This is a genomic window from Streptomyces sp. NBC_01477, from assembly GCF_036227245.1.
Classification (GTDB): Bacteria; Actinomycetota; Actinomycetes; order Streptomycetales; family Streptomycetaceae; genus Actinacidiphila.
Genome location: NZ_CP109445.1, coordinates 5,708,022 through 5,731,054 on the forward strand (window position 1 = coordinate 5,708,022; position 23,033 = coordinate 5,731,054).

Genomic DNA, 23,033 nt, shown 5'->3' on the forward strand with positions numbered 1-23,033 from the left:
TGGACGAAACTTCCCCTCACCTCACTGTGCCGGTAAACCCCGGGCCCCCGCAGTGCGTAAAAGCATGAGTTGAGTAGGTCTGGGAGCCTGTCCGGTTTTTGTACAGACGGTTGACCTGCAAAAAGGCACCGCCCCCGGGGAAAGTCACATCCCGGGGGCGATTTGATTGCGACTTACATCACAACTACGTGTACGCAGTCACCTGGCGGCGGAGTGTCACGAAAGCCGCTCGATGACCATGGCCATACCCTGCCCGCCGCCGACGCACATGGTCTCCAGGCCGAACTGCTTGTCGTGGAATTGCAGGCTGTTGACCAGCGTCCCGGTGATGCGCGCGCCGGTCATGCCGAACGGGTGGCCGACCGCGATGGCGCCGCCGTTGACGTTCAGCCGGTCCAGGTCGATGCCCAGGTCGCGGTAGGACGGGATGACCTGGGCGGCGAAGGCCTCGTTGATCTCGACCAGGTCGATGTCGCCGATCGCCATCCCGGCCCGCCGCAGCGCCTGCTGCGAGGCCTCGACCGGGCCGTAGCCCATGATCTCGGGGGACAGCCCCGACACGCCGGTGGAGACCACCCGCGCCAGCGGGGTGACGCCCAGCTCCCGCGCCTTGGTGTCGGACATGATCACCAGCGCGGCCGCGCCGTCGTTGAGCGGGCAGCAGTTGCCCGCGGTCACGGTGCCGTCGGGCCGGAAGACCGGCTTGAGGCCCTGGACGCCCTCCATGGTCACTCCCGGCCGCGGACCGTCGTCCGCGGCCACCACGGTGCCGTCAGGCAGCGTCACGGGGGTGATCTCGCGCTCCCAGAAACCGTTCCCGAGCGCCTTCTCGGCCAGATTCTGCGACCGCACGCCGAATTCGTCCTGGTCCTGCCGCGTGACGCCCTTGAGCGCCGCCAGATTCTCGGCCGTCTGCCCCATCGCGATGTACGCGTCGGGCACCAGCCCGTCCTCGCGCGGGTCGTGCCAGCCGGCCCCGCTCTGCTCGGCCCGCGCTGCCGTGCGCGCGACGGCGTCGCCGAACAGCGGGTTCATCGTGTCGGGCAGGGTGTCGGAGTTGCCCTTCGCGAACCGCGACACCATCTCGACGCCGGCCGAGACGAAGACGTCGCCCTCACCCGCCTTGATGGCGTGCATCGCCATCCGGGTGGTCTGCAGCGACGAGGAGCAGTAGCGGGTGACGGTGCAGCCCGGCAGGTGGTCCATGCCCATCTGCACCGCGACGATCCGGGCCAGGTTGAAGCCCTGCTCGCCGCCCGGCAGTCCGCAGCCCAGCATCAGGTCGTCGATGTCGCGCGGGTCGAGCTGCGGCACCTTGGCGAGCGCCGTGCTGATGATCGTGGCGGCCAGGTCGTCCGGGCGCAGGTCCTTGAGCGACCCCTTGAAGGCGCGGCCGATGGGCGAACGGGCGGCAGAGACGATGACGGCTTCGGGCATCGCGACACTCCTCGGCGAGCTGCGGGCGGACGTGGTGCATGGTGCTGCGGGCGGTGCCGCGGTGATGCGCGCGTCCCGGCGACCCGGGACGCCCGGCACACGGCCGCGGACTCTCTGGAAAGTTACCCGTACGTATCGCAGCGAGTCACCGGCCGGCCGCTGTGATGCGGACTACTTTCTGAGCGCTTGCTTACCCGCGATGCTACGCCCGTACCCCACCGCGGCGGGAGCCGTACCGGCCGGCGCGCGTCCGCCGGGAGCTACGCCGACCGGTGCGCGGCGCCCTCCTCGTCCGCGGCGCCCCGCGGCCCGTCCGCGTCCCCGGCGTCCGGCTGGGGATGCTCCTGCGCCAGCAGCCGCCGCCTGCGCCGCTTGATCAGCACCCAGCGCCCGCGCGGCCCCGACGCCGTGTCCCGCGCCGCGGTGACCTCGGTGCCGCCCTCCGCGGCGGCCTCGGCCGCCGCCTGGGCGACCGGCAGGAAGCCCTCGCCGCGCCGGACGTCCGGCCGCTCGTCGGTCTGCGGCCACACGCCCAGCGCGGCACACAGCGTCGGCAGTACGGCCATGGCGGCGGTCGCGTAGCCCTCGGCAGAGGGGTGGAAATTGTCCGGGCCGAACAGCTCGCGCGGCCTGGCCTCGAACTCCGGCCCCAGCAGGTCGCCGAGCGAGACGGTGCGCCCCCCCACCCCCACCACCGCGATGGTCTGCGCGGCGGCCAGCTGGCGGCTCATCCGGCGGGCCAGCCAGCGCAGCGGCTGGTAGACCGGCTCGACGGAGCCCAGGTCGGGGCAGGTGCCGACGATCACCTCCACGCCGGCCGCGCGCAGCCGGCGTACCGCGTCGGACAGCAGCCGGACCGAGGTGGCCGGCGGCATGCGGTGGGTGACGTCGTTGGCGCCGATCATGATCACCGCCACGTCGGGCGGCGGCGCCGCCGGGTCCAGGACCAGCGCCACCTGGCGGGGCAGATCGTCGGACTGGGCGCCCGGCTGTGCGACGTTGACCAGCTTCACCGGTCTTTCCGCGACCGCCGCCAGGCCCGAGGCGAGCAGCGCGCCCGGCGTCTCCCTGGCCCGGTGCACACCCTGCCCCGCGGCCGTGGAGTCGCCGAGGAAGACCAGCCGCAGCGGCGGCTCCCCGGTGCGGTGCGCGAACGCGGAACCGTACCGGCCGTCCGCCCGTGGCGGTACGTCCCCCGAGCCGCCGACCACCCGCTTGGCCAGCCGGACCTCCGCCAGCACCAGACCGAGCGCGGCCCCGCCCAGCAGGCTGACCCCGCCACCGCCGAACGCCGCCGCGGTCGCGATCCGCCGTGCCACCCTCGCCCTCGACATCGAGCCCGCTCACCTCCTGTGTACTAGCCGGTACTAGATCCTGCTTGCCCAGAACGACACCCCCGGCAACGCCGGCGTCGGTGTTTCGCTCCGGTCCGCGCGCAGCACCTAGGCTGACCCCACCATCACGGAGAACCCGGAGACACTACGGTGCAGTTTCACGACTCGATGATCAGCCTCGTCGGCAACACCCCGCTGGTGAAGCTGAACAGTGTGACCGAGGGCATTCAGGCGACCGTCCTGGCCAAGGTCGAATACTTCAACCCCGGCGGTTCGGTGAAGGACCGCATCGCACTGCGCATGATCGAGGCCGCGGAGCGCAGCGGCGAGCTGAAGCCCGGCGGCACCATTGTGGAGCCGACCTCGGGCAACACCGGTGTGGGCCTGGCCATCGTCGCCCAGCGCAAGGGCTACCACTGCATCTTCGTCTGTCCTGACAAGGTCTCGACGGACAAGATCAACGTCCTGCGGGCCTATGGCGCCGAGGTGGTCGTCTGCCCGACGGCCGTCGACCCGGAGCACCCGGACTCGTACTACAACGTGTCCGACCGCCTGGTGCGCGAGACCCCGAACGCCTGGAAGCCCGACCAGTACAGCAACCCCAACAACGCGCTGTCGCACTACGAGTCCACGGGACCCGAGCTGTGGCAGCAGACCGACGGGCGGATCACCCACTTCGTGGCGGGCGTCGGCACCGGCGGCACCATCTCGGGGACCGGCCGCTACCTCAAGGACATCAGCGAGGGCCGGGTCCAGGTCATCGGCGCCGACCCCGAGGGCTCGGTCTACAGCGGCGGTTCGGGGCGGCCGTATCTGGTCGAGGGCGTCGGCGAGGACTTCTGGCCGGGCGCCTACGACCCCGACCTCGCCGACGAGGTCCTGGCCGTCTCCGACAAGGACTCCTTCCAGATGACCCGGCGGCTGGCCCGCGAGGAGGGCCTGCTGGTCGGCGGCTCGTGCGGGATGGCGGTCGTGGCGGCGCTCAAGGTCGCCGAGCGGCTCGGCCCGGACGACGTGATCGTCGTCCTGCTGCCGGACAGCGGCCGCGGCTATCTGTCGAAGATCTTCAGCGATGTGTGGATGAGCTCGCACGGCTTCCTCGACGAGAGCGAGGGCGAGGCGCGCGTCGCCGACGTCCTCGCGCACAAGGAGGGCGGCATGCCGCAGCTGGTCCACATGCACCCGGACGAGACGGTCGGCCAGGCGATCGAGGTGCTGCGCGAATACGGCGTCTCGCAGATGCCCGTGGTCAGGCCGGGGGCCGGCCACCCCGACGTGATGGCGGCCGAGGTGATCGGCTCGGTCGTGGAGCGGGATCTGCTGGACGCGCTGTTCTCCAAGCGCGCCACCCTGGAGGACCCGCTGGACAAGCACCTGTCCCCGCCGCTGCCCCAGGTCGGCTCGGGCGAGCCGGTCGCCGGCCTGATGACCGTGCTGGAAGCCGCGGACGCGGCGATCGTGCTGATCGCGGGCAAGCCGTCCGGCGTCGTCAGCCGCCAGGACCTGCTGGCCTTCCTGGCCGGGCACGGCGGGGTCTGAGCCGCCCGGCGGGCCGCCGCGGCGGCCCTGCCCGCCGCCTTGCGGCGCCGCAGCCGCGCCGCCGCGGTCCCGCCGCCCGGTCGGCGGAGATTCGCGGAACTGGTACACCCACGACACGTACGCGCAGCACGGACTTAACACGCGTCCGGCAGATTGGGTGTTGTCGAAAGGGCAGGTACTCCACCGGCCCGGACGGCACACCAACGGCGCCAAGGACCTCCGGAGCGGCTCCCGGACTCCATGGTGACCTGGACGCGCCAGCCCGGTCCTGACCCGGCTCGCGTCCCTCGCGGGGACCGCCGTCGTCCCGCCCTCCGGACTCGCTCCGGGGGTGCGGCGGTCCCCGCGATTAACGCTGTCCGCTCACGGCGTCCGCGACCTCGGCGCACGCGGGGCCGCCGCCCGGCCGGGCGGCGGCCCCGCGGCCATGTGCGGCGGCTTCGCCGCAACCGGCGCTCAGTCGCCGTCCTGGCGGTGCCTCGACGCGAGGACGTTGGTCAGTCCCTGGACGAGATTCACCCCGATGATGCCCGCCCAGCTGATGAACAGCCCCGCGGTGCCGGCGTTCGCCACCCCGATGGCCGACAGCGGGATCGCCAGGATCAGCGTGAAACCGGCGAATCCGTAGCGGGCGAACCGCGCGCTGGGCTGCGGCGGGCCGATCGGGCGGCGGTCGGCGCGGGCCAACGACGTCTGCTGCTGCGCGAGTTCGCGGCGCACCCGCTCCTCGACACGCCTGTCGACGCGCTCTGTCACCTTCTCGATGAACGAGTCGATGAGTTCCGACTCGTACTCCGCTCCCAGATCCTTGCGGGCCTGCAAGGTGGCGGAGAGTTCTTTGCTGAGTTCCGGGTCGCGGGCGTCCATACGCTCACGGTAGAGAGCGCGGCAGGTGGGCGACACTGGGGTTAGCCCCCGGTTTTCCCGGGGGCCAGCCGTCCGGAGGAGGACCATTCCATGGCCGACGTACCGCTGCTGACCGCCCTTCACGGGGGCGCCGACCGGGCGGACGCGGTGACCGTCGACGGGCGGAACTGCTCGTACGGGGACCTGCTGGGAGCGGCCGGCGCGGTCGCCCGGCGGGTCGCGGGGGCCGAGGCCTTCGCGGTCAGGGCCACGGCGTCCCTGGAGACGGTGGCGGCGGTGGTCGGCGGACTGCTCGCCGGGGTGCCCGTGGTGCCGCTCGCGCCGGACGCGGGTCCCGCGGAGAGCGAGCACATCCTGCGGGACTCCGGCGCCGAGGTCGTGCCGGTGGACTTTGCGGAGCGCGCGGACTTCCCGGCGTCCGCCGTCCCGCCGCCCGGCCACGCGGACGCGTCCGACGGGCGCACCTACCGGGGCGCGGCCCTGGTGCTCTACACCTCGGGGACGACCGGGCCGCCCAAGGGCGTCCTGATCTCGCGCGCGGCCATCGCGGCAGACCTCGACGCACTGGCCCAGGCGTGGCAATGGACCGCGGAGGACACCCTGGTCCACGGACTGCCGCTGTTCCACGTCCACGGCCTGGTGCTCGGCGTCCTGGGTGCCCTGCGCACCGGCAGCCGGCTGGTGCACACCGGCCGGCCCACCCCGGAGGCGTACGCGGCGGCGGGCGGCAGCCTCTACTTCGGGGTGCCCACGGTGTGGCACCGGGTGGCGCGCGACGAGGCCGCGGCAAGGGCGCTGGCCGGCGCGCGGCTGCTGGTGTCGGGCAGCGCGCCGCTGCCCGCGCCCGTCTTCCGCGACCTGCGGGCGCTGACCGGCCAGGCGCCGGTGGAGCGCTACGGCATGACGGAGACGCTGATCACCGTGAGCGCGCGGGCCGGGGGCGCGCGGACGCCGGGCGCGGTCGGCACCGCGCTGCCCGGCATCGCCACCCGGATCGCCGACGCCGTCGACGGTGTCGGCGAACTCCAGGTGAAAGGTCCCACGCTCTTCGACGGCTATCTGGGGCGGCCGGAAGCGACGGCGGCGTCGTACACCGCGGACGGCTGGTTCCGTACCGGCGACATCGCGGCGATCGGGGCGGACGGCACGCACCGGATCGTCGGCCGGGCCTCGACCGACCTGATCAAGTCCGGCGGCTACCGGATCGGCGCGGGAGAGGTGGAGAACGCCCTGCTCGACCATCCGGCGGTGCGGGAGGCGGCCGTCGTCGGGGCGCCGCATCCGGACCTGGGGCAGGAAGTCGTCGCCTATGTGGTGGCCGAGGGTGTGAGCGCCGCCGAGCTGACGGACTTCGTCGCGTCGCGACTGTCGGTGCACAAACGGCCGCGCACGGTCCGCTTCCTCGCCGAACTGCCGCGCAATGCCATGGGCAAGCCCCAAAAGCGGTTGCTGCCTCCGGCCTGACCGGGGTAGGGCTTAGGGCAACAGGCCTGCTCGGACGGGTCGCCCCGGTGGCGTGGGACACCCGACCCCGGGGTTGCCCCTAGCCGGGCGGCAAGTAAGCTCAAGCCTCAGACATGATGCCCGCACCAACCGGGCGGCCCGCCCCGGCCGCCCGGGTCGCCGATACCCCGGTCCCGCTCCGACGGGTGGCGGTGATACGTCCTGCCATGGAGGCAGCACCGCATGTTCCACCGCATTGGACGCACAGTCGTCCGCCATCCCATATGGACCATCGTCGCGTGGGTGATCGCGGCCGTCGCGATCATCGCGACGGCGCCGAGCCTGCCGTCCAACAGCGACGAGAGCAGCTTCCTGCCCAGCAGCTATGAATCCATCAAGGCCATGGACCTGCAGGAGAAGGCCTTCCCCTCGGCCTTCAGCCCGTCCGCGATCGTCCTGTACGAGCGGGCCGACCACGGCAAGCTGACGGCGACCGACAAGGCCGACATCGCCAAAATCACCAAGGGACTCGGTCAGAAGAAGATCGACCAGGTCCAGAAGGTGACCGACGGCACGCCGTCCAAGGACGGCAAGTTCGACACCGCGCTGGTCCAAATGGACAAGAAGTCGCAAGGCCAGCCGAAGCAGGCCGACGCGGCGAAGGCGCTGCGTGACGACTCCACGGCGCTGGCCAAGGGCACCGCACTCAAGGTGCAGGTCGGCGGTCAGGCCGCACAGAACCTCGACCAGCAGGACGCGGGCAAGACCTCCGACGCGGTGGCGCTGATCGGCTCGCTGCTGATCATCATCATCACGCTGGCGATCATCTTCCGGTCCCCACTGATCGCCGTCATGCCGCTGATCCTGCTCGTCGGTGTGGTCTTCACGGTCGCCAACGCCCTGATCGCCGACGCCACCAAGGTCTTCGGACTGCAGGCCAACAGCTCGATCTCGGCGCTGCTGATCGTGGTGGTGCTGGGCGTCGGCACCGACTACTTCCTCTTCCTGATGTTCCGCTACCGGGAACGGCTGCGGGCGGGTGACGAACCCAAGGAAGCGATGATCAACAGCGTCACCCGGGTCGGCGAGGCCATCGCCTCGGCGGCCGGCGCGGTCATCATCGCCTTCTGCGCGCTGGCGCTGTCCACTCTGGGCTTCCTCACCCAGCTCGGCCCGGCCCTGGCCATCCTGGTGGCCGTCACCTTGGTGGCGGGGCTGACGCTCTTCCCGGCGATCTGCTCGCTGATCCCGCCGCGCATCCTGTTCTGGCCCGGCAAGAAGTGGGACCAGGAGCCCACCGGCACCCGCTTCGCCTCCATCGGCAAGCTGGTCGGCCGCAGGTCCGGAATGGTGGCGATCGTCTCCGGCCTGGTGATGGTGCTGCTCGCGCTCGGCACCCTCGGCTACAAGGCGTCCTACGACCTGGCGTCCGGCTCGATCCCGAAGACCAAGGAGTCGATGGTCGTCCAGGACACCCTGTCGACGGCGTACTCCGCCGGAGCCGCCGAGCCGACCAACGTCTACCTCACCAGCACCGCGGGCAAGCCGCTGCCGGCCGACTTCACCTCGTACGCCGACAAGCTGCGCGGGGCCGACGGGGTCGCGGACGTCACCTTCGACCAGAAGACCGACCTGAACAAGGCCGGGACCACGGCCAACTTCACCGTGACGCTCAAGTACGAGGCGGCGAGCGACCAGGCCATCAAGGCGGTCGGGGACGTCCGCACCGTCGCCCACGACAACGCGCCGCCCGGCACCGAGGCCTACGTCGGCGGTTCCTCGTCGGTCTTCAAGGACATCAACGCGGCCGTCAACCACGACTACCGCACGGTCTTCCCGGTGGCCGCGGTGCTCATCATGGTCATCCTGGGCCTGCTGCTGCGCAGCGTGGTCGCGCCCTGGTACCTGATCGCGTCGGTCGGCCTCGGCTTCGGCGCGACGCTCGGCGCGACGGTGCTGATCTTCGGCCGCGGCGACGGGTTGATCTTCCTGCTGCCGATCATCATGTATCTGTTCGTGGTCGCCATCGGCACGGACTACAACATCCTGATGATCGCGCGGCTCAGGGAAGAGGCCAGAGAAGGCCGCGACCCGCGCGAGGCGGCCAGCATGGCGCTGCGGCACGCGGGTCCGACGATCGGCGCGGCCGGCCTGATCCTCGCGGCGACCTTCGCCACGCTGATGCTGTCGGGCAACGCCTTCCTGACCCAGATGGGCTTCGCGGTCGCCTTCGGCATCGTGGTGGCGGCCTTCGTGATGGCGATGTTCTTCACGCCGAGCCTCACCGCGCTGATCGGTCACGCGGCCTGGTGGCCGGGGCACGCCGACCGGGCCGAGCCGCTGGAGGCCGGGGCCGCGACAGCGGGCGGCACCGGTGACGCACGCGATACGGAGCTGGACGAGTCCCGGCGGCGCTGAGCTGCTGCTTCGCCGGCGGCAGCCGGGTTGTCCACAGGGCCGGACAGGTGTCGATCACCTGTCCGGCCCTTTCGGTTACGCTGAGACAGCAGCCAGTGACCGGCACTCCCGGGCGGGCGCTGCCCGGCATGGTCGCGGCTCTTGCCCGAACTGCATACCGTCATGCAGAGTCTTGGGCGAGTGAATAAGTGCCGGTGGACGGGGTCAGGGATGAACGGCGATGGGTAGTGCGGCCGGGGCCGAGCAGGGGACCGCGACCGGCGGCGGCGCGAGCCGGCTGCTGAAGCTCTTCGAGGCGCACCGGCTGACACCCACGCAGCGCAGGATCGCGCACTGCCTGGTGCGCAGAGCCGTCGACGCGCCCTTCCTGTCCAGTGTGGAGGTGGCCGAACTCGCGGGCGTCAGCCAGCCGTCCGTGACCCGCTTCGCGGTGGCGCTCGGCTTCGACGGCTATCCGGCGCTGCGCAAGCACCTGCGCGAGGTGCCGTCGTCCGCCGCGCCGGACGGGGCGGGCGGCAACGAGTACCAGCAGGCGGTGCACGCCGAGATCGAGAATCTGCGGCATCTCGCGGCGCTGCTCGCCGACCCGGGGCCGGTCGCCCGGGCCGGCGCGCTGCTCGCCGGCTCGGTGCCGCTGCCGGTGCTCGGGCTGCGGGCGGCCGGGGCGCAGGCCCGCGGCTTCGCCTATTTCGCGGCCAAGGTCCACCCGGACGTGCGGCTGCTGGACGAGGGCGGCACGATGCTCGCCGACCGGATCGACGCGGCGGCGCGCGCGGGGGCCGGCGCGCTGCTCTGCTTCGCGCTGCCCCGGCACCCGCGGGAGGTGGTCGACGCGCTGGCCCACGCGCAGGAGGCGGGGCTGACCGTGGTCACCGTGGCCGACAGCGCGTTCGCGCCGGTCGCCGCGCACAGCGACGTGCTGCTGCCGGCCGCCGTCGGGACGGGCCTGGCGTTCGACACCGCGTGCGCGCCGATGCTGCTCGGCCGGGTGCTGCTGGAGTCGATGTGCGACGAACTTCCGGACGCGCAGGCGCGGCTGGAGGAGTTCGACACGCAGGCCGCGGCGCGCGGGGTCTTCGCGGAGTGAAGGGCGCCGGCCGTCCGCGGTGCGGCCGGACGAATACGTCTTAACGAAAATCTGAGAATCGCGAAGTAACCTCCCCAGCACTTGTCAGGCGATGCCGTGCGGTGGACACGGCGGGGAGGAGGCGCGACGTGGTGCGCGGGGCCTACACATTGGCGCGGGTGGCGGTGACGGTACGGACGGCGGGGACCTGGCTGTGGTGGCTGGGTGTCGTCGCGGCGGTGCCCGGAACCGCGGTGACCTTCAGTCCCACCGGACGGCGGATCGGCGTACTCGCCGGTGCCGCGCTCTTCATCATCGCGGCGGTGGCCGCGTTCGTCGTACGCGGCGGCCGGCACACCGCCCGCGCCGAGGCGGCGACCAGGGCCGCGAAGGGGGTCTTCCTCCAGGACCGCAGGGTCACCGCCCGCGCCTGGTCGCGGCGGCGCCGGTGGTGGCTCGTCGCGGCCTTCGCCGTGGCGGCGGCCTCCTCCGCCGTCCTGCCCTGCGCGGGCGGGATGCTCCTCGGCGGCCTCGGTGCCGGGCTGTTCGCGAGGTCGCTGCGGCTCGCGCGGATCGAACGGGGCAGGGACGCGCTGCTGTGGGTCCGCCCCGACGGCGACCCCGCCGCCTACCAGCTCACCGGCACGGCCGCGGGGGACGCCGCACCCGGCGGCGCCCGTCGCCGACGGGGCTGAGCCGCTGCCCGGGCGGCGCTACGGCTGGAGCGGGGGGACGTCCGCGCCGCTCTCGGTGAGCAGGTCGGCGAGGGTCTGGGCCGGGCGGACCGGCGAGAAGGCGGGCGCGGCGCCCGGTCCGGCGGTGTAGGCCCAGACGGCGGGCCGGGGCAGCGAGTTGTAGGCGAAGTGCGTCGAGAAGTAGTAGGCGCCGGTGTCCAGCAGCGCGACATGGTCGCCCGCGTCCAGCCGGGGCAGGGCGCGGCCGCGGGCGACCAGGTCCCCGGCGAAGCAGCAGGGTCCTGCCACGTCCTGGATTACCGGCTCGCCGGTCTTGCGGCGGCCCGCGGGGTCGAGGGCGAGCACCCGCAGCGGCCAGGAGTCCGGCGCGAAGACGGTACGGGTGGCGACCTGCGCGCCGGCGTGGGTGACCGCTATGGCCCGGCCGCCGGCGGACTTGGCGTACTCGACCCGGGCCAGGACGGTGCCGTGCTTGGCCAGCAGCGCGCGGCCGAATTCGGTGACGATGCCGTAGCGCCCGTCGAAGAGGCCGGGGACCTCGGTACGCAGCAGGTCGGCGTAGTCGCCGAAGGTCGGCGTGATCTCGTCGGAGCCGAAGTTGACGGGCAGGCCGCCGCCGATGTCCAGGACGGTGACCTGCCGGCGGCCGGCGGCGGCGTTGATCCGTTCCGCCAGGTCGTAGGCGGCCCTGACGCCGGCGGCCATCAGCGGCAGCGGCACCCCCTGGGAGCCGGTGTGGGTGTGGAGGCGGTTCAGCCAGGGGCGTTCGGTGTACGTGCGCAGCACCCAGTCCTCGGCGCCCGGGTCGCGCAGGGCCACGCCGAATTTGGAGGTGGCCGTCGCGGTGCTCATCGCGTCGATGCTGCCGCCGCCGACCTGCGGGTTGACCCGCAGCCCGATGGGGGAGGCGGAGGGCGCGGCGGCCAGCAGGGCGTCGATCCTGGCGATCTCCTGCGGATTGTCGGCGTTGACGGCGATACCGAGGGCCAGCGCCTCGCGCAGTTCCGCGGTGGTCTTGGCGGGGGAGTCGAGCACGGTGCGCCGCGGCGGGATGCCGGCGGCGCGGGCCAGGGCGAGTTCGCCGGGGCTGGCCACTTCGGCGCCGAGCCCGTACTGCCCGAGCAGCGCCAGGACCGGCACCAGGGACGCGGCCTTCACGGCGAAGGTGTGCTCGACGGCCACCCCGGGGGTGGCGAAGGCCGCGTGCAGGGAGGTCGCCGCCTGCCGGATGCCGGCGGTGTCCAGCAGTCCGACGACTGGTTCCGCCTCGCTCACCAGGCCGTTTTCCACCGCTGACCGCAGCGCGTCGTCCCGGCGTACCGCCGCCTCGTCCGTCATGGACGCCATCCCACCATCCCGGCGGGGCGCGACGCCACCGCGTCGGCCCCGGGTGCGAGCTTGTTGACTAGGGCTATTCAGCTGGCCAGGATGTGAATATTCACTGCCATGACGAGGAGGCCGCACCGATGACGGGACCGAGGCCGGTACGCGCGCCGCGCGGTACGGAACTGAGCGCTCTGGGCTGGCAGCAGGAAGCCGCCCTGCGCATGCTGCAGAACAACCTCGACCCCGAGGTGGCCGAGCACCCCGACAAGCTCGTCGTCTACGGCGGCACCGGCAAGGCCGCCCGCGACTGGAACAGCTTCGACGCGATGGTCCGCACCCTGCGCGGCCTGAAGCAGGACGAGACGATGCTGGTCCAGTCCGGCCGCCCGGTCGGCGTCATGCAGACCCACGAGTGGGCGCCCCGCGTCCTGATCGCCAACTCCAACCTGGTCGGCGACTGGGCCACCTGGGAGGAGTTCCGCCGCCTCGAAGCACTCGGCCTGACGATGTACGGCCAGATGACCGCGGGTTCGTGGATCTACATCGGCACCCAGGGCATCCTCCAGGGCACCTACGAGACCTTCGCCGCGGTCGCCGCCAAGCGGTTCGGCGGCTCGCTCGCCGGGACGATCACCCTCACCGCGGGACTCGGCGGCATGGGCGGCGCCCAGCCGCTCGCCGTCACCATGAACGGCGGCGTGGCCATGTGCGTCGACGCCGACCCGCGCGCCATCGACCGCAGGATCGAGCACCGCTACCTCGATGTGCGCGCCGACTCCCTCGACCACGCGCTGCGCCTTGCCACCGAGGCCCGCGACGCGCGCCGGCCGCTGTCCATCGGAATCCTCGGCAATGCGGCGGAGCTGGTGCCGCAACTGCTGGCCCTCCAGGCGCCCATCGACATCGTCACCGACCAGACGTCGGCCCACGACCCGCTGGCGTACCTCCCGCTGGGCGTCGACCTCGCCGACATGGCCGACTACGCCGCCGCCAAGCCCGCCGAATTCACCCAGCGCGCCCGCGAGTCGATGGCCCGGCACGTCGAGGCGATGGTCGGCTTCCAGGACGCGGGCGCCGAGGTCTTCGACTACGGCAACTCCATCCGCGGCGAGGCGCAACTCGCGGGCTACGAGCGGGCCTTCGCCTTCCCCGGCTTCGTCCCCGCCTACATCCGCCCGCTGTTCTGCGAGGGCAGGGGCCCCTTCCGCTGGGCGGCGCTGTCCGGCGACCCAGGCGACATCCACCGCACCGACCGCGCCATCCTCGACCTCTTCCCGGAGAACGAGTCGCTGGCCCGCTGGATCAAGCTGGCCGGTGAACGCGTCCACTTCCAGGGCCTGCCGGCCCGCATCTGCTGGCTCGGCTACGGCGAACGCGACCGGGCGGGCGAGCGCTTCAACGAGATGGTCGCCGACGGCACCCTCAAGGCCCCGATCGTGATCGGCCGCGACCACCTCGACTGCGGCTCCGTCGCCTCCCCCTACCGCGAGACCGAGGCCATGCTCGACGGCTCCGACGCCATCGCCGACTGGCCGCTGCTCAATGCCATGGTCAACGTCGCCTCCGGCGCGTCCTGGGTGTCGATCCACCACGGCGGCGGCGTCGGCATCGGCCGCAGCATCCACGCGGGCCAGGTCACCGTCGCCGACGGCACCCCGCTCGCGACGGAGAAGATCCGCCGGGTGCTCACCAACGACCCGGGCATGGGCGTCGTCCGCCATGTCGACGCGGGCTACGACCGGGCCGGCGAGGTCGCGGCCGAGCGTGATGTCCGGGTCCCGATGCGGGAATCCTCGTGACGCCCGGCGCCGCGGGCGCCGGCTTCCACACGATGTGGCGGGAGCTGGCCGCGATCGGCCGGCACGCCGGGTCCGGCGGTTACCGCCGCTACGCGTGGACGCCGGCCGACGCGGACTGCCGGGAGTGGTTCCGCGAGCAGGCCGCGGCCCGCGGGCTGGCGTACGAGACCGACCGCAACGGCAACCAGTGGGCCTGGCTCGGCGATCCCGCGGCGGGCGACGCGGTGGTCACCGGCTCCCATCTGGACTCCGTCCCCGACGGCGGCGCCTTCGACGGGCCGCTCGGCGTCGTCTCCTCCTTCGCCGCCCTCGACGAGATCCGCAACCGCGGCGCCCGGCCGCGCAGGCCGCTCGCGGTCGTCAACTTTGTGGACGAGGAGGGCGCCCGCTTCGGCCTGGCCTGTGTCGGGTCCCGGCTGACCGCCGGCCGGCTGGCCCCCCAGGACGCCAGGGAGCTGACCGACGCCGACGGGGTGAGCCTCGCGCAGGCCATGGAGAAGGCCGGGCAGGACCCGGCCGCGATCGGCCCCGACGAGGAACGGCTGGCCCGCGTCGGCGCCTTCGTGGAGCTGCACGTCGAGCAGGGCCGCGCCCTGGACCTCCAGGACCGGCCGGTGGGCGTCGCCTCGGCGATCTGGCCGCACGGCCGCTGGCGCTTCGACTTCCGCGGCGAGGCCAACCACGCGGGCACCACCCGGCTCGACGACCGCCACGACCCGATGCTGACGTACGCCAACACGGTGCTGGCTGCCAGGAAGAAGGCCCGGCTGGCCGGCGCGCTCGCCACCTTCGGCAAGGTCGCGGTGGAGCCCAACGGCGTCAACGCCATCGCCTCGCTGGTCCGTGGCTGGCTGGATTCGCGGGCCGCGGACGAGGACACCCTCGCCGAGGTCGTGGCCGCGATCGAGCAGGCGGCCAGGGAGCGCGGCGCCCGGGACGGCGTCGAGGTGAGCGTCGTGCGCGAGTCGTTCACCCCGGTGGTGGAGTTCGCCCATGAGCTGCGTGATCGCCTTGCTGCCCTGCTCGGAGCGGGTGCGCGGGTACCCGTTCTGCCGACAGGCGCGGGACACGACGCCGGAATCCTCTCCTCGGCCGTCCCGACCGCCATGCTGTTCGTACGCAACCCCACCGGCGTCTCGCACTCCCCGGCAGAAAGCGCGGCCGAGGACGACTGTGCCGCCGGAGTGTCCGCGCTCGCCGACGTATTGGAAGGTCTCGCGTGCAGGTGACGTACTGGCTGGAACACGCCTGGCTCGGCACACACGCCGAACCGGGCATCGCCCTGACCGTGGCCGACGACCGGATCGCCGAGGTCCGCACCGGGGTCGAACGCCCGCCCGCCGGCGCGGCCGTGCTGCGCGGCCTGACCCTGCCGGGCCTGGCCAACGCCCACAGCCACGCCTTCCACCGGGCGCTGCGCGGCAGCGCGCAGATCGGCGCGGGGGCGGCGCAGGGCGGCGGCGAACGGGCCGGCGCCGCGCTGTCGGCGCCGACGTCCTTCTGGAGCTGGCGCGACGTCATGTACGACGTCGCACGGGTGCTCGACCCGGACAGCTACTTCACCCTCGCCCGTGCCGTCTACGCCGAGATGGCGCTGGCCGGCATCACCTGCGTCGGCGAATTCCACTATCTGCACCACCAGGGCGACGGCACGCCCTACGACAACCCCAACGCCATGGGCGAGGCGCTGATCGCCGCCGCGGGCGAGGCGGGCATCCGGATCACCCTGCTGGACACCGCCTATCTGCACGGCGGTTTCACCCGCACCTCCTACCGCCCGCTGGAGGGGCCGCAGCTGCGCTTCGGCGACGGCACCGCCGACCGCTGGTACGACCGGTGGTCGCAGCTCAAGGGCGAAGGGCACGCGAAGATCGGCGCCGCCGTCCACTCGGTGCGGGCCTTCTCCGACCGCGACGGCTACCGGCTCCTCGCCGAGCGCACCGCCGAAGTGCCCACCCACATCCACCTGTCGGAGCAGACCGCCGAGAACGACGCCTGCCTCGCGCTGCACGGCCGCAGCCCGACCCGGCTGCTGGCCGACTCCGGCTTCTGGCGGCGCAATACGACCGCCGTGCACGCCACCCACCTCACCGCGGGCGACATCGCGCTGCTCGGCGGCGCGGGCAGCACCGTGTGCATGTGCCCCACCACCGAGCGGGACCTGGCCGACGGCATCGGCCCGGCACCGCAACTGCGGCGCGCCGGCTGCCCGATGAGCCTGGGCAGCGACAGCCACGCGGTCATCGACATGTTCGAGGAGGCGCGGGCGGTGGAGCTGAACGAGCGGCTCCGGGCCAGGACCCGCGGCCACTGGACCGCGGCCCAACTGCTGCGCGCGGCCACCGAGGACGGCCACGCCAGCCTCGGCTGGCCCGACGCGGGACGCCTGGAGGCGGGCGCGCTCGCCGACTTCACCACCGTCGCGCTGGACTCGGTGCGCACCGCGGGGCCGCCGCCCCGGCTGGCCGGCGAGACCGCGGTATTCGCCGCGACGGCGGCCGACGTACGGCACACCGTGGTGGGCGGACGGCAGATCGTCCGCGACGGGCAGCACCAGCTCGTCCAGGACGTACCGGCCGCGCTCGCCGCCGCGATCGGCGCCATCCGCGACTGACCCGCACCCGACACCCGGACCCCGACCCGGACCCCGACCCGTAACCCGACCCGGACCCCGCCCCGCGGCACCGGCCGGTGAAAGCACAGGAGATGACGACGACCGGCACGGCGACCAGCACGGTCATCACCAACATCGGCGCTGTGGTCACCAACGATCCCTCCCGTTCCACGACCGGCGGCAGCGACCCCCTCGGGCTGATCCCCGGCCCCGCGGCCGTCGTCGTCGACGGCGACCGCATCGCCTGGGTCGGTGCTTCCAGCAAAGCACCCGCCACCGACAACCGGCTCGACGCCGGCGGGCGGGCGCTGCTGCCCGGTTTCGTGGACTCCCACGCGCACCTGCTCTTCGCCGGCGACCGCGGCGCCGAATTCGCCGCCCGGATGTCCGGCCGGCCCTACACCGCGGGCGGCATCCGCACCACGGTCGCCGCCACGCGCGCCGCCGCCGACGCGGACATCACCGCCACCCTCACCCGTCTCCTGGCCGAGGCGCTCGGGCAGGGCACCACCACCCAGGAGACCAAGTCCGGTTACGGCCTCACCACCCGCGACGAGGCCCGCGCCCTGGAGATCGCCGCCCGGCACACCGACGAGGTCACCTATCTCGGCGCGCATGTCGTCGCCCCCGAATTCGCCGACGACCCGGCCGGATACGTCGCCCTGGTCACCGGCGAGATGCTGGACGCGTGCGCCCCGCACGCCCGCTGGGTCGATGTCTTCTGCGAGCGCGGCGCCTTCGACGGCGACCAGGCCCGTGCCGTCCTCACCGCGGGAATGTCCCGCGGCCTGACCGCGCGGGTGCACGCCAACCAGCTGGGCCACGGCCCCGGTGTGCAGCTCGCCGTCGAACTGGGCGCCGCCTCGGCCGACCACTGCACCCACCTGACCGATGCCGACGTCGCCGCGCTCGCCGACGCCGCAGGCACCACCGTGGCCACGCTGCTGCCCGGCGCGGAATTCTCCACCCGTGCCCGCTACCCCGACGCCCGCCGACTGCTCGACGCCGGAGCCACCGTGGCACTGTCCACCGACTGCAACCCCGGCTCGTCCTTCACCACGTCCATGCCGTTCTGCATCGCGGTGGCGGTGCGCGACATGGGCATGACCCCGGACGAGGCGGTGCGCGCCGCCACCTATGGCGGCGCGCGCGCTCTGCGGCGCACTGACATCGGCCGGATCGCGCCGGGCGCACGCGCCGATCTGCTGCTGCTCGACGCGCCCAGCCACGTCCACCTCGCCTACCGCCCTGGAGTGCCCCTGGCGGCGGCGGTGTGGAAGGACGGTGTGCTGCGCGGACGCGGCACCGGCAGCGGCCTACTCCTCGACGAGCAGCCCGCGGCGCAGCCGTGACAGCGTCCGGGTGAGCAGCCGCGACACGTGCATCTGCGAGATGCCCAGCTCGTCGCCGATCTCGGCCTGCGTCAGGTTGCCGACGAAGCGCAGCGACAGGATGGCCCGGTCGCGCTGCGGCAGCCCGGCGATCAGCGGTTTGAGCGACTCGATGTATTCGACGCCCTCGATCTCGGGCGCCTCGTAGCCGATCCGGTCGGCGAGCGCGCCCTCCGGGTCGTCCTCGGCGGGCTGGGCGTCCAGCGAGCTGGCCGTGTAGGCGTTGCTCGCCGCCATGCCCTCGATGACCTCGTCCTCCGGCAGGTCCAGCCGGGCGGCCAGCTCGCGCACGGTCGGCGTGCGGTCCAGTTGCTGGGCCAGTTCGTCGCCGGCCTTCGCCAGGTCCAGGCGCAGCTCCTGGAGCCGCCGCGGGACCCGTACCGACCAGCTGGTGTCGCGGAAGAAGCGCTTGATCTCACCGACGATCGTCGGCATCGCGAAGGTCGGGAATTCGACCCCCCGGCTCAGCTCGAACCGGTCGATCGCCTTGATCAGGCCGATCGTGCCGACCTGGATGATGTCCTCCATCGGCTCGCTGCGGGTGCGGAACCGGGAGGCGGCGAATTTCACCAGCGCGAGATTCAGCTCGACCAGGGTGTTGCGGACGTACGCGTGCTCCTCGGTGCCCTCCTCCAGCCCGTGCAGGCGGGCGAAGAGGGTCTTGGACAGGGCGCGCGCGTCGACCGGTCCGATCTCGTCGTACGGGGGAATCTCCGGGAGCCCCTCAAGCCCCTCGAACTGCTCCAGCACATGGTTCTCGTGATCCAGGCCGAGCCGGGGTGCCATATGGTCCTCCCTTTCCTGCGGCGCCGGCTGCGCGCCAATGCCGTATCTCCACCCCTACGCCTGTTGCCTGGGGCTTCGCAAGTTGTGGGGGAGTCGTGGGCGATTTGTCCGTCCCGTCGCTCACGCACCGCATGCGGTGGGTCATTTTGCGTGAATTCGCCCGGGTCCCGTGCGGCTACGTCAGAGTGACGACTACCGTCTCACTTGCGAACCGCGTAGGGTCTGGGACGCGTCATCACGAAGGGCGAAGGAGCGAAAATGGACCGCGAAGCGGTCGACACCGCCGGCCTCGGCCGGCTTCATGTCGAGGTCGCGCACAATGGCCACACCGCGGTCTTCACTCCGGCGGGTGAGCTTGATCATCACACCGCGGATCTGCTGAGCGAACCGCTCGGCGCCGCCGTGGACGCCGGTGCGAGCCGGCTGGTGGTCGACTGCTCGCAGCTGGAGTTCTGCGACTCGACGGGACTCAACGTCCTGCTGAGCGCGCGGCTGCGGGCCGAGGCGAACGGCGGCGGCGTGCACCTGGCCGCCATGCAGCCGACTGTCGCCCGGGTGCTGGAGATCACCGGCGCCGAGGCGGTCTTCACCCTGCACGACACACTTGACCAGGCACTCCAGGAGTAACGGGATGCGAGCGGGGGCGGGACACGGGCAGGGTGCCGTACGGCACCCGAGGTTTCGTGGTCTTCCGGACGTGTTCCGGGAGATCCATCGGGCAGAAGAAGGTCGGACCCAGTCGTACATCCGTGAGGTGAGGCCTAGATGAGCACCACCCGGCCCTTCGCCGCGGATGACCGTGGCCCCGACGCGGGCGACGGCGCCCAGCAGGGCGAGACGGAAGCGCGCGAGCCGGAGACCGTACGGCGGCTCCAGCTCAGCGGCGAAAGCGGCATAGTGCCCCGCGCCCGGGACTTCACCCGTCAGGCGCTGCGGGACTGGGGTTGGCTGCCGGCCGCGTCCGCCGACCGCAGGGCCGCCGCCGAGGACGTCCTGCTGGTGGTGTCCGAGCTGGTCACCAACGCCTGCCTGCACGCCGGAGGCCCCGAGGAACTGCTGCTGCGCCGCGACGGCAAGTCGCTGCGCCTCGAAGTGGTCGACGGCGGCGCCGGCGAGCCCGCCCCGCGCACCCCGCACCGGGCCGGCCGCCCTGGCGGCCACGGCATGTTCATAGTCCAGCGGCTGTGTCTGGACTGGGGCGTCGTCCGCAGAACCGATCAGCCGGGAAAGACCGTCTGGGCCGAACTCGCGGCCCCGTCCTGACCCGCGGTACGCCCTCGGACCCGTGCTGAGTCCGCGGCCTGGGGGCGTCCGCCGGTACGGCGCCGGACTCTCTGTGTACGTCCGCGGTACGAGGCGGGCGCCGCACGTGTCCGTCGCTCCGTCCGCGTACGCCTGCCGGTACGGGCAGATGCCGCGCCTGCGCGGGTACGTCCGCCCGTACGGGGGCGGATACCGCGCCCGACCTCCCGCGTGAGTCCGCCCACTCGTACGCCCTGCCGGCGCCGTCCTCATGCCCGCAGCACCCGCGTCAGCGCCGCGAGCGCCGCGGGATAGCCGCCCTCGCCCGGGGTGCCGTAGCCGACGATCAGGCCCTGCGGGCGGCCGGGAGCCGGCCGGGCCGTGCCCTCCGCGGTGTGCCAGTGCTCGCCCAGGGTGCCGACGGCGAGACCCTCGGCCGCGGCCCTGCGCAGCGCCTCCGCCTCGTCCAGGCCGTCCTGCGGCAGGCTCACCAGCGCGTGCAGCCCGGCCGCGACGCCCCGCACCCCGACGCCCGGGCGCCCCGCGGCGCCGGTCAGCCGGGCCACCAGCAGGTCCCGGCGGCGCCGGTAGCGCAGCCGGGCGGCCCGCACGTGCCGGTCGTAGGCGTGGTCGGCGATCAGCTCGGCCAGCGTCAACTGGCCGATGGCCCCGGTGTGGTAGTCGCTGTAGAGCTTGGCCTCGGTAACCGGCCGCACCAGTTGCGGCGGCAGCACCATCCAGCCGAGCCGCAGCGCGGGCCCCAGCGTCTTCGACGCGGTGCCGACGTAGACCACCTGGTCGGGCGCGGTGCCCTGCAACGCGCCCACCGGCTGCCTGTCGTAGCGGAATTCACCGTCGTAGTCGTCCTCGACCACGACGCCGCCGGCTTCCCGCGCCCAGGCGGTGAGCGCGTGGCGGCGGGCCGGGTGCAGGGTGACGCCGGTCGGGTACTGGTGGGCGGGGGTGACCACCACCGCGTCCATCCGCGGCAGGTCCGCGCCCGCGCCCCGCTCGTCGACCGGCACCGGCACCACCCGGCCGCCGGCCCGCCGGACCACCTCGCGGTGGAAGGGCAGCCCCGGGTCCTCCATGCCGACCACAGGACCGGCGCCCGTACGTCCCGGCGCACCGCCCAGCACCCCCGTCAGCAGCGCCAGGCCCTGCACGTATCCCGAGACGACCACGATCCGGTCCGGCTCCGCGACCACCCCCCGGGTCCTGCCCAGGTATTCGGCCAGCGCCGCCCTCAGCTCCGGCCTGCCGCGCGGGTCGCCGTAGTCGTAGGCCGCGGACGGGACGGCGGCCAGCGCGCGGCGGGTGGCGCGCAGCCAGGCGGAGGTGGGGAAGGACGCCACATCGGGGCTGCCCGGGCGCAGGTCGTGCAGCGGCGGCCGGGCGGCGGAGGAACGGCCGGGCGCGGGCGCCGACGGCCCCCGCGGGCGGTCCGCGACCACGGTGCCCGAGCCCTGACGGGCGGTCAGGTAGCCCTCGGCGGTGAGCTGGTCGTAGGCGGCCTTGACCGTGCCGCGGGACAGCCCGGTCTCCGCGGCCAGCCTGCGGCTGGACGGCAGCCGGCTGCCCGGGGCGAGCCGCCCGCCGCGCACGGCCTCGCGCAGCGCCCGCTCAAGGCCCGCGCGGCGCCCGTGCGGAGTGCCGGACGGCAGGTCGAGATGCAGGTCCACGCCGGATTCCCTGCGCTCTCCGGCGGCGGAAGTGGGCCATGGATCGTCCATGGAAGTGGACCTTATCCGCGCTCCACTCCGGCCGTAGATTCGCTGTCATGAGCACCGAGACCACCGACACCCCCGGCGCCGCGAGCGCCACCGCCCAGCCCGTTGTCGTCCCCGCCGTCCGCCTCGCCGTGGACACCCTCGTCCCGCACGCCAACCGCGCCATGAACGCGCTGGACGCCGCGGCCCGCGACGTCGGCCTCGAAGCGCCGCTGCTCGAACTGGTCCGCGCCCGCGCCTCGCAGCTGAACGGCTGTGCCTATTGCGTCGACACTCACGCGCGGGACGCACGCGAGGGCGGCGAGAGCGAACGCCGCCTCTATGCGCTGCCGGTGTGGCGCGAGACCCCGTTCTTCACCGCCCGCGAGCGGGCGGCGCTGGAACTGACCGAGGCCGCCACCCGGCTCACCGACGGGCAGGTCGGCGACGATGTTTTCGCCCGGGCGGCCGCGCAGTTCAGCGAAAAGGAGCTGGCCGAACTCATCTGGGCGATCACCGTGATCAACGCCTGGAACAGGCTCGGCGCCACGGCGCGCCCGTGGCCGCTGTCCTGACGGCCGCCGCCCGGCACCGGGCGGCGCGCGGGCGCCGCAGGGGGCGTGAAGGGACTGCGGCGTACCACCACCTCGCACCCGGGGGGTGCGGTCTACCATCAAGCCCATGACCCGCGTACTTCTGGCCGAGGACGACGCATCCATCTCGGAACCGCTCGCGCGCGCACTGCGCCGCGAGGGCTACGAGGTCGAGGTGCGCGAGGACGGACCCACCGCGCTGGAGACGGCGTTGCTCGGTGCCGTCGACCTGGTGGTGCTCGACCTGGGCCTGCCCGGGATGGACGGCCTCGACGTATGTCGGCGGATCCGCACCGAGGGCCACACCTTCCCTGTGCTGGTGCTGACCGCCCGCGCCGACGAGGTCGACACGGTCGTCGGCCTGGACGCCGGGGCGGACGACTACGTGACCAAGCCCTTCCGGCTGGCCGAACTGCTGGCCAGGGTGCGCGCCCTGCTGCGGCGCGGCACCACCGAGCCCGCGCAGCCGTCCACCCACGGGGTGCGGATCGACGTCGAGTCGCACCGCGCCTGGATGGGCGACGACGAACTCCAGCTCACCGCAAAGGAGTTCGACCTGCTCCGGGTGCTGGTACGGGACGCGGGCCGGGTCGTCACCCGCGAGCAGCTGATGCGCGAGGTGTGGGACACCACCTGGTGGTCGTCCACCAAGACGCTGGACATGCACATCTCCTGGCTGCGCAAGAAGCTCGGCGACGACGCGGCCAATCCGCGGTACATCTCCACGGTTCGCGGGGTCGGTTTCCGGTTCGAGAAGAACTGACCCGCCGCCGC

At 73.0% G+C, this 23,033-nt stretch carries 19 protein-coding genes; 13 read left to right on the plus strand and 6 right to left on the minus strand.

The features are described from left to right. Positions 1 to 216: 216 nt before the first annotated feature. On the minus strand, positions 217 to 1,437 hold the full coding sequence (locus tag OHA86_RS24290; protein WP_329178454.1) for an acetyl-CoA C-acetyltransferase: 1,221 nt from the start codon (positions 1,435 to 1,437) through the stop codon (positions 217 to 219). A gap of 260 nt (positions 1,438 to 1,697) precedes the next feature. Then, complete coding sequence (locus tag OHA86_RS24295) at positions 1,698 to 2,771, minus strand: SGNH/GDSL hydrolase family protein (protein WP_329178455.1); 1,074 nt, start codon at positions 2,769 to 2,771, stop codon at positions 1,698 to 1,700. A 150-nt stretch (positions 2,772 to 2,921) separates the two neighbouring features. Between OHA86_RS24295 and OHA86_RS24300 the strand changes: the two genes are divergently transcribed. Continuing rightward, on the plus strand, positions 2,922 to 4,310 hold the full coding sequence (locus OHA86_RS24300) for a cystathionine beta-synthase (RefSeq protein ID WP_329178457.1): 1,389 nt from the start codon (positions 2,922 to 2,924) through the stop codon (positions 4,308 to 4,310). Between the two features lie 456 nt (positions 4,311 to 4,766). On the opposite strand, the gene OHA86_RS24305 is transcribed toward OHA86_RS24300, so the two are convergent. After that, the gene (locus OHA86_RS24305) at positions 4,767 to 5,177 is read right to left on the minus strand and encodes a hypothetical protein (RefSeq protein ID WP_329178459.1); all 411 of its coding nucleotides are present in this window, start codon (positions 5,175 to 5,177) and stop codon (positions 4,767 to 4,769) included. Between the two features lie 90 nt (positions 5,178 to 5,267). Here OHA86_RS24305 and OHA86_RS24310 point away from each other — a divergent pair, with 90 nt between their 5' ends. The 4 genes from OHA86_RS24310 (at position 5,268) to OHA86_RS24325 (ending at position 10,799) form a co-directional block, all read left to right on the plus strand. Further along, entirely contained in the window at positions 5,268 to 6,641 is a 1,374-nt protein-coding gene (locus OHA86_RS24310) for an AMP-binding protein (RefSeq protein WP_329178461.1), read from the plus strand. A 222-nt stretch (positions 6,642 to 6,863) separates the two neighbouring features. Continuing rightward, complete coding sequence (locus OHA86_RS24315; protein WP_329178463.1) at positions 6,864 to 9,038, plus strand: MMPL family transporter; 2,175 nt, start codon at positions 6,864 to 6,866, stop codon at positions 9,036 to 9,038. A 220-nt stretch (positions 9,039 to 9,258) separates the two neighbouring features. Beyond that, positions 9,259 to 10,125: a MurR/RpiR family transcriptional regulator gene (locus tag OHA86_RS24320; protein WP_329178465.1), complete on the plus strand. Its 867-nt coding sequence runs from the start codon at positions 9,259 to 9,261 to the stop codon at positions 10,123 to 10,125. 128 nt (positions 10,126 to 10,253) lie between these two features. Further along, positions 10,254 to 10,799: a hypothetical protein gene (locus OHA86_RS24325; protein ID WP_329178467.1), complete on the plus strand. Its 546-nt coding sequence runs from the start codon at positions 10,254 to 10,256 to the stop codon at positions 10,797 to 10,799. An 18-nt stretch (positions 10,800 to 10,817) separates the two neighbouring features. On the opposite strand, the gene OHA86_RS24330 is transcribed toward OHA86_RS24325, so the two are convergent. Further along, positions 10,818 to 12,137 carry a diaminopimelate decarboxylase gene (locus OHA86_RS24330; protein ID WP_443072014.1) on the minus strand — a complete coding sequence of 440 codons (1,320 nt, stop codon included), beginning with the start codon at positions 12,135 to 12,137 and terminating at the stop codon, positions 10,818 to 10,820. 128 nt (positions 12,138 to 12,265) lie between these two features. On the opposite strand from OHA86_RS24330, the gene hutU reads away from it, so the two are divergent. The 4 genes from hutU (at position 12,266) to hutI (ending at position 17,890) form a co-directional block, all read left to right on the plus strand. Beyond that, a complete protein-coding gene (hutU, locus tag OHA86_RS24335) occupies positions 12,266 to 13,924 on the plus strand; it encodes a urocanate hydratase (RefSeq protein ID WP_329178470.1) in 1,659 nt (552 codons plus the stop codon). A 32-nt stretch (positions 13,925 to 13,956) separates the two neighbouring features. Beyond that, on the plus strand, positions 13,957 to 15,153 hold the full coding sequence (locus OHA86_RS24340) for an allantoate amidohydrolase (protein WP_329182538.1): 1,197 nt from the start codon (positions 13,957 to 13,959) through the stop codon (positions 15,151 to 15,153). Then, complete coding sequence (locus OHA86_RS24345) at positions 15,144 to 16,538, plus strand: formimidoylglutamate deiminase (protein WP_329178471.1); 1,395 nt, start codon at positions 15,144 to 15,146, stop codon at positions 16,536 to 16,538. The genes OHA86_RS24340 and OHA86_RS24345 overlap by 10 nt, the downstream gene beginning before the upstream one ends. A gap of 92 nt (positions 16,539 to 16,630) precedes the next feature. Further along, on the plus strand, positions 16,631 to 17,890 hold the full coding sequence (hutI, locus tag OHA86_RS24350; protein ID WP_329178472.1) for an imidazolonepropionase: 1,260 nt from the start codon (positions 16,631 to 16,633) through the stop codon (positions 17,888 to 17,890). Here hutI and OHA86_RS24355 read toward each other — a convergent pair. Then, positions 17,855 to 18,715 (minus strand): RNA polymerase sigma factor SigF, encoded by an 861-nt coding sequence (locus OHA86_RS24355; protein ID WP_329178474.1) that lies wholly within the window; start codon positions 18,713 to 18,715, stop codon positions 17,855 to 17,857. The two genes, hutI and OHA86_RS24355, sit on opposite strands and share 36 nt — an antisense overlap. A gap of 258 nt (positions 18,716 to 18,973) precedes the next feature. On the opposite strand from OHA86_RS24355, the gene OHA86_RS24360 reads away from it, so the two are divergent. Both OHA86_RS24360 and OHA86_RS24365 read left to right on the plus strand, forming a co-directional pair. After that, positions 18,974 to 19,342: an STAS domain-containing protein gene (locus OHA86_RS24360; RefSeq protein WP_329178476.1), complete on the plus strand. Its 369-nt coding sequence runs from the start codon at positions 18,974 to 18,976 to the stop codon at positions 19,340 to 19,342. Positions 19,343 to 19,480: 138 nt separating this feature from the next. Then, positions 19,481 to 19,978 (plus strand): ATP-binding protein, encoded by a 498-nt coding sequence (locus OHA86_RS24365; protein ID WP_329178477.1) that lies wholly within the window; start codon positions 19,481 to 19,483, stop codon positions 19,976 to 19,978. A 248-nt stretch (positions 19,979 to 20,226) separates the two neighbouring features. Here OHA86_RS24365 and pdxR read toward each other — a convergent pair whose 3' ends face one another. After that, entirely contained in the window at positions 20,227 to 21,690 is a 1,464-nt protein-coding gene (pdxR, locus tag OHA86_RS24370) for a MocR-like pyridoxine biosynthesis transcription factor PdxR (RefSeq protein ID WP_329178478.1), read from the minus strand. A 47-nt stretch (positions 21,691 to 21,737) separates the two neighbouring features. On the opposite strand from pdxR, the gene OHA86_RS24375 reads away from it, so the two are divergent. After that, a complete protein-coding gene (locus OHA86_RS24375) occupies positions 21,738 to 22,241 on the plus strand; it encodes a carboxymuconolactone decarboxylase family protein (protein WP_329178479.1) in 504 nt (167 codons plus the stop codon). A 106-nt stretch (positions 22,242 to 22,347) separates the two neighbouring features. Then, a complete protein-coding gene (locus OHA86_RS24380) occupies positions 22,348 to 23,022 on the plus strand; it encodes a response regulator transcription factor (RefSeq protein WP_329178480.1) in 675 nt (224 codons plus the stop codon). The last annotated feature ends 11 nt before the right edge of the window (positions 23,023 to 23,033 follow it).

Coding starts and splice junctions, on each gene's coding strand:
- OHA86_RS24290 (WP_329178454.1), bottom strand. CDS start 1,437: ATGCCCGAAGCCGTCATCGTCTCTGCCGCCCGTTCGCCCATCGGCCGC.
- OHA86_RS24295 (WP_329178455.1), bottom strand. CDS start 2,771: ATGTCGAGGGCGAGGGTGGCACGGCGGATCGCGACCGCGGCGGCGTTC.
- OHA86_RS24305 (WP_329178459.1), bottom strand. CDS start 5,177: ATGGACGCCCGCGACCCGGAACTCAGCAAAGAACTCTCCGCCACCTTG.
- OHA86_RS24310 (WP_329178461.1), top strand. CDS start 5,268: ATGGCCGACGTACCGCTGCTGACCGCCCTTCACGGGGGCGCCGACCGG.
- OHA86_RS24315 (WP_329178463.1), top strand. CDS start 6,864: ATGTTCCACCGCATTGGACGCACAGTCGTCCGCCATCCCATATGGACC.
- OHA86_RS24320 (WP_329178465.1), top strand. CDS start 9,259: ATGGGTAGTGCGGCCGGGGCCGAGCAGGGGACCGCGACCGGCGGCGGC.
- OHA86_RS24330 (WP_443072014.1), bottom strand. CDS start 12,137: ATGACGGACGAGGCGGCGGTACGCCGGGACGACGCGCTGCGGTCAGCG.
- hutU (WP_329178470.1), top strand. CDS start 12,266: ATGACGGGACCGAGGCCGGTACGCGCGCCGCGCGGTACGGAACTGAGC.
- OHA86_RS24340 (WP_329182538.1), top strand. CDS start 13,957: ATGTGGCGGGAGCTGGCCGCGATCGGCCGGCACGCCGGGTCCGGCGGT.
- hutI (WP_329178472.1), top strand. CDS start 16,631: ATGACGACGACCGGCACGGCGACCAGCACGGTCATCACCAACATCGGC.
- OHA86_RS24355 (WP_329178474.1), bottom strand. CDS start 18,715: ATGGCACCCCGGCTCGGCCTGGATCACGAGAACCATGTGCTGGAGCAG.
- OHA86_RS24360 (WP_329178476.1), top strand. CDS start 18,974: ATGGACCGCGAAGCGGTCGACACCGCCGGCCTCGGCCGGCTTCATGTC.
- OHA86_RS24365 (WP_329178477.1), top strand. CDS start 19,481: ATGAGCACCACCCGGCCCTTCGCCGCGGATGACCGTGGCCCCGACGCG.
- pdxR (WP_329178478.1), bottom strand. CDS start 21,690: ATGGACGATCCATGGCCCACTTCCGCCGCCGGAGAGCGCAGGGAATCC.
- OHA86_RS24375 (WP_329178479.1), top strand. CDS start 21,738: ATGAGCACCGAGACCACCGACACCCCCGGCGCCGCGAGCGCCACCGCC.
- OHA86_RS24380 (WP_329178480.1), top strand. CDS start 22,348: ATGACCCGCGTACTTCTGGCCGAGGACGACGCATCCATCTCGGAACCG.